The sequence below is a fragment of the Streptomyces coeruleoprunus genome (assembly GCF_039542925.1).
In the GTDB taxonomy this organism is placed as follows: domain Bacteria; phylum Actinomycetota; class Actinomycetes; order Streptomycetales; family Streptomycetaceae; genus Streptomyces; species Streptomyces coeruleoprunus.
The window spans coordinates 3,833,820-3,845,180 of the sequence record NZ_BAABIT010000001.1; the positions used below are offsets into that span (position 1 = coordinate 3,833,820).

The following is an 11,361-nucleotide window of genomic DNA, read 5'->3' on the forward strand; positions in this document are numbered from 1 at the left end:
AATGGCCGCACGTCACCGCGCCGAACGCACGGGGCGCACAGGACGCACAGGACGCACGGGGGGCCTGGGACGGGCCGGGGGTACGGGCCGCGGCGGGCGGCCCGGGAAGCCGCCCCGCGAGAACCGCTTCGAGCCCGACCTGGACCCGGACTTCGGGGACCGGGCCCTCACCGACGTACGGCACGACATCGTTATCGGCCGCTGGCAGGGCGTACGGGACCTGCTGGCGCAGACCGGCGACCAGTGGGCGCTGCGGACCCATCGCATACGGCTCCTGGCGCATGCCGTCGCCGGCAGCTCGGTGGTGGAGTCCTGGCGGGCCGCCGAGCCGGAGAACCCGGACGCGGCGGTGCTGCGGGCCGCGACCGAGGTCGTACGGATCTTCCACGCGGCGATCGTCGCCGGGCGCGGCGCGGCCGTGGACCGGGCACGGCTGGACTCCACGGTCCTGGCCTGCCTGACCGCCGCCGACGCCCGGCCGCCCGACCCCATGCCGTGGGTGTCGCTGCTGACGGTGGCCCGGCTGTACGAGGGCGGGGTCGGCCGGGCGGAGCTGCGCCGCTGGTGGGACGAGCTGCGGCGGCGCGACCCGCACAACACGGAGGGCCATGTGCAGCTGCTGCGCTACTGGTCGGCGCGGTGGCACGGCACGCACGGCTCGATGTACGACTTCGCGCGCGACGCGGCCGGGGCGGCGCCGCCCGGCTCGCCGCTGCCGGTGCTGGTGCAGATCGCCCGGGTCGAGGAGTACCGGTACGTGGTGGACGGGGCGCTGGGCCGCGGCCGGGGGCCCGGCTCGGTGCGCGGCTTCGACCAGCACTGGAAGCACGAGCTGGCGGTGACCGAGGTACGCCGCACCTGGGAGCGCTGGATCGGCGACCGGCCGCCGGGCCCCGTACGGCCCGAGGAGGTCGAGCTGCTGAACTACCTGACCCACGCCGCCTGTTACGCGGGCCGGCTGGACGTGGCGGCCGACCTGTTCGCCCTGCTGGGCGCACGGGCCTCATGGGTGCCGTGGTCGTACACGGGCGACCCGGCGGAACAGTTCACGAGGTGGCGCGCACAGGCCCGCGCCACCTCGTGAGGTCCCCGACCGACGGCGGTCAGACGCCGATGTTGCCGCCGTCCTTGCGGTAGACGGCCACGACGGACGGGCGGACCAGCTTGCCCGGGCCGTCGGGCCAGGCCGAAGCGGGCTTCTCGACGGTCGCCCCGTCGACCTCGCCCGGGTGCTGGACGGCGACGAGGACCCTGCGGTCCTGGATGATCGGGCCGCAGGTCTCGGCGCCGACCGGGACGGTCAGGAACTGCTTCAGCTCACCGCGCCGCTCGCCGTGCGTGGCCACGCCGAACAGGCCGTCGTGGGAGCCCAGCTGGTTGCCGTCGGTGGAGATCCACAGGTTGCCGTGCGGGTCGAAGGCGACGTTGTCCGGGCAGGAGATCGGCGACACCTTCTCCTTCGGGTAGCCCGCGAAGTACGTCGCCGGGTCCTCCGGGTCGCCCGCGACGAGGAACAGCCGCCAGGCGAACCCGTCGGACGCCGGGTCGTCCCAGTGCTCGGCCAGCTCCAGGATCTGGCCGTGCTTGTTCTTGACCCGCGGGTTGGCCTCGTCGACGCCGGGCTTGCCGGCGGTCCCGCGCTGCGAGTTGTTCGTCAGCGCCACGTACACCCGGCCGGTGCGCGGGGAGGGCTCGACGTCCTCGGGGCGGTCCATCTTGGTGGCGCCGACCTTGTCCGCGGCGAGGCGCGTGAAGACGTACACCTCGTCGGCGGTCATGCCGGGGACGTGCGAGACGTCGCCGGTGGCGAGCGGTATCCACACGCCGGAACCGTCGAACTCGCCGTCGTTCGGCAGCTTGCCGGTGCCGTCGACCTCGGCGGCCGGGGAGTCGCCGGTCAGCTTGGCGACGTACAGCGTGCCCTCGTCGAGCAGCGACAGGTTGTGCTCGCGCACCGCCCGCGAGGTGCCCTTCTTCATCCGCTTGCTGGAGACGAACTTGTAGAAGTAGTCGAACCGCTCGTCGTCGCCCATGTAGACGACGGGGCGGCCGTCCTCGGTGAGGCGCGGCTGCGCGGCCTCGTGCTTGAAGCGGCCGAGCGCGGTGTGCTTGCGGGGCGTGGAGTCCGGGTCGTACGGGTCGAGCTCCACGACCCAGCCGAAGCGGTGGGACTCGTTGGGCTCCTGCTTGGCGTCGAAGCGCTTGTCGAACCGCTCCCACTTGCGCTCGGTGGCGCCGGTCCCGATGCCGTACCGCTTGTCGGTGGCGCTGGAGCCGTTGGCGAAGTACTGGTTGAAGTTCTCCTCGCCGTGCAGCGTGGTGCCCCACGGGGTGGTGCCGCCCGCGCAGTTGTTGAGCGTGCCGAGGACCTTGGTGCCGGTCGGGTCGGCGGACGTCTTCAGCAGGTCGCTGCCGGCGGCCGGGCCGGTCAGGCGGAACTCGCCGGTGGCGGTGAGGCGGCGGTTGAGCGGGTGCCGCGTCACGGCGGTCAGCTTCCCGCTGCGGGCCTCCTCCTGCACGACGACCACGGACAGGCCGTGCGCCGCCCAGGCGATCTCGGCCTGCTCGCGCGTGGGGTTCTCCGGGTCGTAGCCGCGGAACATCAGGGTCTCGTCGGTGTACTCGTGGTTGGCGACGAGTACCTGACGGCCGGGCTCACCGGGCAGCGGCAGGAGGGACAGGAAGTCGTTGTTGTAGCCGAACTGTCCGGCCTGCGCGGCGGCGGTCTGCTTGTCCGGGTTGAACGCGGGGGCGCCGCGCAGGATGGGCTCGCCCCAGCGGATCACCACGTTCTGGGTGTAGCCGGCCGGGACGGTGACCTGGTCGGCGGTGTTCGGCGCGACCGGTGCGAAGCGCAGGCCGCGGGCCCCGCGGGCGGCGGCCGCGCCGGGCTTCGGGTCCTTGTGCCAGTCCGCCGCGTGCGCCTCCGGGGCGGCCGCGCCCACGACGGCGCCGCCCGCGGCGGTGGCCACGGTGACGACGGCGGCGGCGCGCATCATCGAACGGCGCGAGAGGGCACCGGCGATGACGTCGCCGACGTACTCGTTGTCGCTCGTGTTGGGCACCTCGTGGAAGCACGCGTCACCACAGCGGTAACGGCAGGTCAGGGCGGAGCGGCCGCCCCCGTGGACGCCCAGTAGCGGCAGGAGCTTGCGCACGTGATCCTCCTCCGGCGCACTCCGCGCCGATCCGTCCGACATGGTGTCGGAATTCCGTTCGGCGGCGACGTTAGGTCGGCTCGTGTGCGGGTCGGCGGCGCCGGGGTGAACGAGGGATGAATCCCATGGGACCGGGCCGATGTTGGTGCGAATGGGCCTTGCCTTTCGGCGCGACTCGGGGCGGCTAACCTTACGTGTCCGCCCAGGCCAGGGATGATTCCTCTTGATTCCCAGCAGTACGGACATATACGGCACCCAATATGCGAAAGGCCATGGCCCATGGGCATTCGGAGCTTGCTGCGCAAGGTGTTCGGACGCGACCGCGCGGAGCGTGAAGAGTCGACGACCACCCCCTCCGTCCCGCCCCAGGCGGAACGCACGGTGCCCCAGGACGAGCCGGCGGCGACGGTCCCGTCCCCGGCGGCCCCGTCCCGGGCTGAACGCACGGACGAACTCGACCACCCGGCCCCCGAGAAGATCGCCGCCGAGCTGGTGGCGGCGTCCTTCGACAACCCGAAGCCCCGCCGCACGACCGTGCCCCCGGCCCGCGAGGCGGAGACCCCGGGCGCTGAGGAGGCCGAGACCCCGGCCCCCACGGCCGAGGCGACTGCGGCCGAGCAGGCTGCCGCCGAGGAGGCGCCCGCGGTGGCGATCGTCGCCGAGCCGACGCCGGAGGGTGCCGAGCCTGCGGCCGCCGCCACGCCGGCCGATGAGCCCGCCACGACCGAGGCCCCCGTCGCGGCTGCCGCCGGGACCGACGCCCGCACAGACGAGCCGGATGCCCCGGCGGCCGCCACCGCCGCGCCCGAGCCGGCCGCCGCCGACGAAGCGCCCGAGGCCACCGCCGACGCCCTTCCGGCTGCCGAGCCGACTGCCGAGCCGACTGCCGAGCCGGCCGTCGAGCCGACTGCCGAGCCGGCCGCCGCGGCTGTCGCCACCGAGGTGCCCGCCTCCGAGCCCGCCGCCGAGGCGGAAGAGCCCGCCGCGGCCGACGCCCCCGCGACCGAACCCGCCACTGCCGAGCCCGCCGCCCCCCTCGCCGTAGCCGCTGCCGACGCCGACGCGCCCGCCCCCGAGCCGGACGCGCAGCCGGACGCGCAGTCGGAGGCCTCGGCCGCCGAGGCCGACGCCTCGACCGACGCGCCCGCCACCGCCGACCCCGCCAAGCCCGCCCTCACCCTCGCCCGGGTGAAGTCCCGGGCGACCGAGCCCGTCGTCGACGCGTACAAGGCGGCCGGCGCCGTACTGCGCAAGCGTGGGCTCATCGGGACGCGGGCCACCGTGTACCTGGTGCTGGACCGCTCCGGCTCCATGCGCCCGTACTACAAGGACGGCAGCGCCCAGCACCTCGCCGAGCAGGCGCTCGGCCTCGCCGCGCACCTGGACGAGGCCGCGACCGTGCCCGTCGTGTTCTTCTCGACCGAGATCGACGGCACCGGCGAGGTCACCCTCGACGACGTCGACGGCCGCGTCGAGGAGCTGCACAACAGCCTCGGCCGCATGGGCCGCACCAACTACGACCGCGCCATCACGGAGGTCCTGGCCCACCACGAGAAGGCCGGGGCCGACCGCCCCGCCCTCGTGCTGTTCCAGACCGACGGCGCCCCCGAGTCGAAGACGGCCGCCACGCAGGCGCTGGCGGACGCGGCGGCCACCGGCAGGCCGGTGTTCTGGCAGTTCGTGGCGTTCGGCGAGGAGGACAACAAGGCGTTCGACTACCTGCGCAAGCTGAGCGTCGACAACGCCGGGTTCTTCCACGCGGGCCCCGCCCCGCGCGAGATCCCGCACGCCCGCTTCTACCGCGAGGTCCTCGCCTCCTGGCGGCCGGAGGCCTGATCCCGGCCCTCGGGCGGGGCCTGGTCGTGCACCGGCAGCAGCACGGTGACGACCAGGCCCCCGCCCGCCCCGCCGGGCACGGCGGCGACCGTGCCCCCGTGCGCCTCCGCGATCGAGCGCACGATGGACAGCCCGAGCCCCGCCCCCGGCCCCGTCCGGTCCCGCCCCTCGCCCCGCCGGAACGGCTCGAACAGCCCCGGCACCTCCGACGCGGCCACCAGCGGCCCCGTGTTCGCGACGGTCAGCACCCCGCCCTCCACCCGGACGTCCACCGTCCCGCCCGGCACGTTGTACGCGACGGCGTTGGCCAGCAGGTTGGCGGTCAGCTGGGCCAGCAGCTGCCGGTTGCCGCGCACGACACCGCCCGGCGCCACGGCCGCCGCGCCCACCCCGTACCGGCCGCACTCCTCCGCCACGACCTCGCCCAGGTCGACGTCCTCCCGCTCGTCCAGGCCGCGCTCGCCGCGCGCGAGCAGCAGCAGGCCGTCGATCAGCCGTTCGCTGCGCCGGTTGCTCTCCAGCAGGACGCGCTTCACGGCGGCGAGCTGCTCGCCGGACGGCGGGTCCGTCTCGTCGAGCCCGACCTGCACGGCCGTGCGCTGCGTGGCCAGGGGGGTGCGCAGTTCGTGCGAGGCGTTGGCGATGAACCGCCGCTGGCTGTCGAAGGCCTTCTCCAGCCGTCCCAGCAGCGCATCGATCGTGTCGCCCAGCTCCTTCAGCTCGTCGTCGGGCCCGCGCACCGCGATGCGCTCGTGCAGGGTGCGCTCGGAGAGCCGCCGGGCCCGCGCGGTCATGTCGTGCACGGGCCGCAGCACCCGCCCGGCGGTCCACCAGCCGACCACGACCGCGCACAGCGTCATGATCAGCAGGGCGCCGCCGGACCAGACGAGCAGCTGCTGCGATGCGGCGCGGCTGACGGTGTCGGTCAGCTCGTACGCGGGGTCGACGGCGAAGCCCCCGGTGCCGAGGCCCGCCCGCTCGGCGATGGCGCGGGCCTCGTCGCGCGTACCGGCGCGGGCCAGCAGATTGACGACGCCGAGCAGAAAGCCCCCGAGCACGAGGAAGACGCCCCCGAAGACGAGCGCGATCCGCGTGCGAATGGTCGACCCGGCGCCGATGCCGGCCCCGGTCCCGGGCCCACCGCTCACAGCGCGTACCCCACGCCCTGCACCGTCCGTATCGGTCCCGGCTCGCCCAGCTTGGCGCGGAGCTTGCTCATGCACACCCGTACGGCCCCCGTGAACGGGTCGGCGTGCGCGTCCCACGCGCGCTCCAGCAGCTCCTCGGCGGAGACGACGGCCCCGTCGGCCTCCAGCAGGATCTGCAGCACGGCGAACTCCTTGGGGGAGAGCCCCAGGTCCCGCCCGTCCCGCTCGGCCGTGCGCCGCACGGTGTCCACCCGGATCCCGTGCCGCTCCAGCAGCGGCGGCACCGGCCGGGCGCTGCGCCGCCGCAGGGCCCGGACGCGCGAGACCAGCTCGGGGAACTCGAAGGGCTTGCCCAGGTAGTCGTCGGCGCCCAGGTCGAGGCCGGCGACCCGCTCCTCCACACCGGAGGACGCGGTCAGCATCAGGATCCGGGTGCGGGCCGCGGAGCCGACGAGCCACCGGGCCACGTCGTCGCCGTGCACGCCCGGCAGGTCGCGGTCGAGGACCACGACGTCGTAGTCGTACAGCTCCAGAAGGGCGAGCGCGGCGTCACCGGTGTGGACGGTGTCGACGGCGAAGCCGGCCCTCCGCAGCCCGGTGGTGACGAAGCCCGCCAGCGTCTTCTCGTCCTCGGCGACCAGTACCCGCATGCCCCCTGTCTACCGCAGGGGATGTTTCCGGGATCTTTCGGGCCGGGACTGCGGCCGCCGCCGCCCCATCCGCACCGTGAAACGCGGGTGAGGGCAGCTTCGGCGGGCCGTTAGGATTTCGCCCATGGCGGCCACTGGATCCGAGAAGCAGGGGGCGAAGGCGTTCTACGTCACGACCCCCATTTATTACGTCAACGACGCTCCTCACCTGGGCCACGCCTACACGACCGTCGCAGGCGACGTGCTCACGCGCTGGCACCGTCAGCGCGGCGAGAAGGTGTGGTACCTCACCGGCACGGACGAGCACGGTCAGAAGATCATGCGCACCGCGGAGGCGAACGGCGTCACCCCGCAGGAGTGGTGCGACAAGCTCGTCGAGGAGGCGTGGAAGCCCCTCTGGGAGCACCTGGACATCGCGAACGACGACTTCATCCGGACGACGGAGAAGCGGCACACGGACCGCGTCCAGGAGTTCGTGCAGGACCTGTACGACAAGGGCGAGATCTACAAGGGCGGGTACGAAGGCCCGTACTGCGTGGGCTGTGAGGAGTACAAGCTCCCCGGGGACCTGATCGAGGACGAGCAGGGCACCAAGCTCTGCCCGATCCACAAGAAGCCGGTGGAGATCCTCAAGGAGGAGAACTACTTCTTCAAGCTCTCCGCCTACGGCCCGAAGCTGCTGGAGTTCTACGAGGCGAACCCGGGCTTCATCCAGCCGGAGTCGGCCCGCAACGAGGTCGTGAACTTCGTCAAGCAGGGCCTCCAGGACCTGTCGATCTCCCGTTCCACGTTCGACTGGGGCATCCCGATCCCGTGGGACGACAAGCACGTCATCTACGTGTGGGTGGACGCGCTGCTGAACTACGCCACGGCCGTCGGCTACGGCGCCGACCAGGCGAAGTTCGAGTCGACGTTCCCGGCGGACGTGCACCTCGTCGGCAAGGACATCCTGCGCTTCCACGCGATCATCTGGCCGGCGATGCTGATGGCGCAGGGCCTGCCCGTGCCGGGGAAGGTCGCCGCGAACGGCTGGCTGATGGTCGGCGGCGAGAAGATGTCGAAGTCGAACCTGACGGGCATCAAGCCGCAGGACCTGACCGCGCACTTCGGCGTGGACGCCTACCGCTGGTACTTCCTGCGGGCCATCGCGTTCGGTCAGGACGGCTCGTTCTCGTGGGAGGACTTCACCGCCCGCTACACCTCCGAGCTGGCGAACGACTACGGCAACCTGGCCTCCCGGGTCGCCGCGATGGTCGGCAAGTACTTCGACGGCGCCCTGCCGGAGGCCACGGCCGCCGGTGAGGCCGAGCAGGCGGTCCAGGACGGCCTGGCCAAGGCCGTCGCCGAGGCCGACCGGAAGATCGGCGAGGAGGTGGACTTCCAGGGCGGCATCCTGGCGGTCTTCGACTTCGTGAAGCAGGTCAACGGCTACATCACGGAGCAGGAGCCCTGGAAGGTCGCCAAGGACGAGTCCCCGGAGGGCCGGGCCCGTCTGGCGACGATCCTCTACACGGCGGCCGAGTCGCTGCGCGCGGTGGCCGTCCTGCTGAACCCGGTCATGCCCGAGTCGTCGCAGAAGCTGTGGGACTCGCTGGGCGCCGAGCCCGTCCTGGGCGCCCTGGCGGCCCAGCCGATGGGTGACGCCGGCCGCTGGGGCCAGCTCTCGGCGGGCGCCACGGTGACGAAGGGCGCGGTGCTGTTCCCGCGCCTGGAGGAGCCGAAGAAGGCGTAATCCGTCCCCTGGCACGGCGAAGGCCCTTCACGCTCCGCGTGGGGGGCCTTTCGCGTTCACCGCCCCAGCGACGTCACGTCCCCCATGACGATCACCGGCCGGTGCGCGGGGTCCAGCCACTGGAGGAGTTCCCTCATATGGGGCTTCGTCAGGGAGACGCAGCCCTGGGTGGGCCCGTCGTGGTCGACGTGGATCCAGATGCCGCCGCCCCGGTGCTCGCCGAGGGGGCGGGTCCAGTCCAGCGGGGTCGTACCGGGCCTGCGGTTGTAGTTGATGGCGACCACGTAGTCGAAGGACCCGGCCAGCGGCTCGCCCATCGTGCCCGTGCCCGTGGCGGTGAAGCCGTCCCCCTGGTCGTACGGGAGCTTCGTGCCCGGGTCGGGCAGGAGGCCGCCCGCGTCGGTCAGGCCGAAGACGCCGATCGGGGAGCGCAGGTCGTCCTGGACGTGGTGGCCGGTCCAGCCCTTGACCCCGTTGTGCGCGGGCCACGGGTCGGACACCTGCTGCCAGCCTTCGGTGGGGTGCCGTTCGTACAGGGTGAACGTCGACGTGTCGGAGTCGGGGGCGTCGCCCCGCACCACGACGGCCTGGCGGCTGTCCCGCGGGATGGCGGCGCGGGTCTCCGGGCCCAGGCCGGGGATCCGCGCCGGTACGGGCGCGGCGGGTGGGGCGACGGGTGTGGCGGGCGCGCCGTGGGCGGCGGGCCCCCGGTCGTCCCGTACCGCTGGGGGCGCTGTCCGGGGCCCGCCCTCGCGCGCGCCCGTGGGGTCCGCGCAGGCGGTGAGCGGCAGGAGCAGAAGGGTCGCGGCCGCGAGGAGCCGCGGACGGCGGGAGGCAGGCATGTGTGAGGGCCTTTCCGTGCTGCCGGGTAAGGGGGTGGCGGCGTGCTTCACACACTGTCAACGCGGAGGCGGTCGGTACCGGTTGCCCCGCCGTACGGGTGGAGCCGGACGCGCCCGAAAGGGGAAGGCCCCGGGACCGCGAGGTCCCGGGGCCTTCCCCTTCGGTGTGTCGCCCTACTTCTTGGCGTCCTTGTCGGACTTGTCGGCGACCGGCTTGCGCAGCGCGATGTTCAGCTCGCGCAGCCGCGCCTCGTCCAGCTCCGTCGGCGCGCCCATCATCAGGTCCTGCGCGTTGCCGTTCAGCGGGAACGCGATGGTCTCGCGGATGTTCGGCTCGTCGGCGAGGAGCATGACGATGCGGTCGACGCCGGGGGCGATGCCGCCGTGCGGCGGGGCGCCGTACTGGAAGGCCTTGAGCATGCCGGAGAACTCGCGCTCGACCGTCTCACGGTCGTAGCCCGCGATCTCGAACGCCTTGAACATGATGTCCGGCTCGTGGTTTCGGATGGCGCCGGAGGACAGCTCGACGCCGTTGCAGACGATGTCGTACTGCCAGCCCAGGATGTCCAGCGGGTCCTGGGTCTCCAGGGCCTCCAGGCCGCCCTGCGGCATCGAGAAGGGGTTGTGCGAGAAGTCGATCCGGCCGGTCTCCTCGTCCTTCTCGTACATCGGGAAGTCGACGATCCAGCAGAAGCGGAAGACGCCCTCCTCGAAGTGGCCGGCCCGCTTGGCGGCCTCGACGCGGACCGCGCCCATGATCTTGGAGACCTCGTCGAAGTCGCCCGCGCCGAAGAACACCGCGTGGCCCGGCTTGAGGCCGAGGCGCTCGACGAGCGTCTTGATGTTCTCCTCGGTGAGGAACTTGGCGATCGGGCCGCTGAACGACATGTCGTCGGCGACGCGGATCCAGGCCAGGCCCTTCGCGCCGTGCTCGACCGCGAACTCCCCGAGGGCGTCGAAGAACTTGCGGGTCTGGCCGGCGACGTCCGGCACGGGCAGGGCACGTACGTGCTTGCCCGCGAACGCCTTGAACTCGGAGTCGGCGAAGACGTCGGTGATGTCCACCAGCTCCAGCTGGGCCCGCAGGTCCGGCTTGTCGGAGCCGTACTTCAGCATCGCCTCGCGGAACGGGATCCGCGGGAAGGGCGAGGTGACGTGGCGGCCGCCGCCGAACTCCTCGAACAGCTCGGTCATGAGCTGCTCGACCGGCCGGAAGACGTCCTCCTGCTCGACGAAGCTCATCTCGATGTCGAGCTGGTAGAACTCGCCCGGCGAGCGGTCGGCGCGCGCGTCCTCGTCGCGGAAGCAGGGCGCGATCTGGAAGTACCGGTCGAAGCCCGAGATCATCAGCAGCTGCTTGAACTGCTGCGGCGCCTGCGGCAGCGCGTAGAACTTGCCCGGGTTGAGGCGGGACGGCACGACGAAGTCACGGGCGCCCTCGGGGGAGGTCGCGGTGAGGATCGGCGTGGCCATCTCGTTGAAGCCGAGGGCGACCATCTTCTGGCGGATCGCCGAGATGACGGCCGTGCGCAGCATGATGTTGCGGTGCATGCGCTCGCGGCGCAGGTCGAGGAAGCGGTACTCCAGGCGGCGCTCCTCGTTGACGCCGTCGTCCGTGTTGATGGTGAACGGCAGCGGGGCGGAGGCGCCGAGCACCTCCACCTCGGCGACCTCGACCTCGATCTCACCGGTCGGCAGGTCGGGGTTGATGTTCTCCGCGCCGCGCGAGACGACCTTGCCGTCGACGCGGACGACGGACTCCTTGGTCTGCTTGTCGAGCGCCTCGTACGCGGCGGTGCCGGGCCGGGCGACGAGCTGCGTGATGCCGTAGTGGTCGCGCAGATCGATGAAGAGGATGCCGCCCAGGTCGCGCCGATTGTGCAGCCAGCCGCTCAGCCGGACGTCGGTGCCGACGTCAGAGGCGCGGAGCTCGCCGCAGGTGTGGGACCTGTACCGATGCATCGTCGTTCATCCAGTCTTGGGTGGTGGGTATGG

At 72.5% G+C, this 11,361-nt stretch carries 8 protein-coding genes; 3 read left to right on the forward strand and 5 right to left on the reverse strand.

Translation table 11 applies throughout. The features are described 5' to 3' along the window. Window position 1: 1 nt before the first annotated feature. On the forward strand, window positions 2-1,084 hold the full coding sequence (locus tag ABEB09_RS17065) for a hypothetical protein (protein ID WP_345690785.1): 1,083 nt from the start codon (window positions 2-4) through the stop codon (window positions 1,082-1,084). Between the two features lie 19 nt (window positions 1,085-1,103). Here the strand turns inward: ABEB09_RS17065 and ABEB09_RS17070 are convergent, their stop codons facing one another. After that, on the reverse strand, window positions 1,104-3,158 hold the full coding sequence (locus tag ABEB09_RS17070) for a PhoX family protein (RefSeq protein ID WP_345690786.1): 2,055 nt from the start codon (window positions 3,156-3,158) through the stop codon (window positions 1,104-1,106). A 279-nt stretch (window positions 3,159-3,437) separates the two neighbouring features. On the opposite strand from ABEB09_RS17070, the gene ABEB09_RS17075 reads away from it, so the two are divergent. Beyond that, window positions 3,438-4,994 (forward strand): VWA domain-containing protein, encoded by a 1,557-nt coding sequence (locus ABEB09_RS17075; RefSeq protein ID WP_345690787.1) that lies wholly within the window; start codon window positions 3,438-3,440, stop codon window positions 4,992-4,994. Here the strand turns inward: ABEB09_RS17075 and ABEB09_RS17080 are convergent. Then, complete coding sequence (locus tag ABEB09_RS17080) at window positions 4,955-6,142, reverse strand: sensor histidine kinase (protein WP_345690788.1); 1,188 nt, start codon at window positions 6,140-6,142, stop codon at window positions 4,955-4,957. The genes ABEB09_RS17075 and ABEB09_RS17080 overlap by 40 nt on opposite strands. Continuing rightward, a complete protein-coding gene (locus ABEB09_RS17085) occupies window positions 6,139-6,792 on the reverse strand; it encodes a response regulator transcription factor (protein ID WP_345690789.1) in 654 nt (217 codons plus the stop codon). Before ABEB09_RS17085 ends, ABEB09_RS17080 begins: the two co-directional genes overlap by 4 nt. A gap of 124 nt (window positions 6,793-6,916) precedes the next feature. On the opposite strand from ABEB09_RS17085, the gene metG reads away from it, so the two are divergent. Then, on the forward strand, window positions 6,917-8,524 hold the full coding sequence (metG, locus tag ABEB09_RS17090) for a methionine--tRNA ligase (RefSeq protein WP_345690790.1): 1,608 nt from the start codon (window positions 6,917-6,919) through the stop codon (window positions 8,522-8,524). Window positions 8,525-8,580: 56 nt separating this feature from the next. Here the strand turns inward: metG and ABEB09_RS17095 are convergent, their stop codons facing one another. After that, window positions 8,581-9,366 (reverse strand): L,D-transpeptidase family protein, encoded by a 786-nt coding sequence (locus ABEB09_RS17095; RefSeq protein ID WP_345690791.1) that lies wholly within the window; start codon window positions 9,364-9,366, stop codon window positions 8,581-8,583. 174 nt (window positions 9,367-9,540) lie between these two features. Beyond that, window positions 9,541-11,328 carry an aspartate--tRNA ligase gene (gene aspS, locus ABEB09_RS17100; RefSeq protein WP_345690792.1) on the reverse strand — a complete coding sequence of 596 codons (1,788 nt, stop codon included), beginning with the start codon at window positions 11,326-11,328 and terminating at the stop codon, window positions 9,541-9,543. Window positions 11,329-11,361: the final 33 nt, after the last annotated feature.

Coding starts and splice junctions, on each gene's coding strand:
- ABEB09_RS17065 (WP_345690785.1), top strand. CDS start 2: ATGGCCGCACGTCACCGCGCCGAACGCACGGGGCGCACAGGACGCACA.
- ABEB09_RS17075 (WP_345690787.1), top strand. CDS start 3,438: ATGGGCATTCGGAGCTTGCTGCGCAAGGTGTTCGGACGCGACCGCGCG.
- ABEB09_RS17085 (WP_345690789.1), bottom strand. CDS start 6,792: ATGCGGGTACTGGTCGCCGAGGACGAGAAGACGCTGGCGGGCTTCGTC.
- metG (WP_345690790.1), top strand. CDS start 6,917: ATGGCGGCCACTGGATCCGAGAAGCAGGGGGCGAAGGCGTTCTACGTC.
- ABEB09_RS17095 (WP_345690791.1), bottom strand. CDS start 9,366: ATGCCTGCCTCCCGCCGTCCGCGGCTCCTCGCGGCCGCGACCCTTCTG.
- aspS (WP_345690792.1), bottom strand. CDS start 11,328: ATGCATCGGTACAGGTCCCACACCTGCGGCGAGCTCCGCGCCTCTGAC.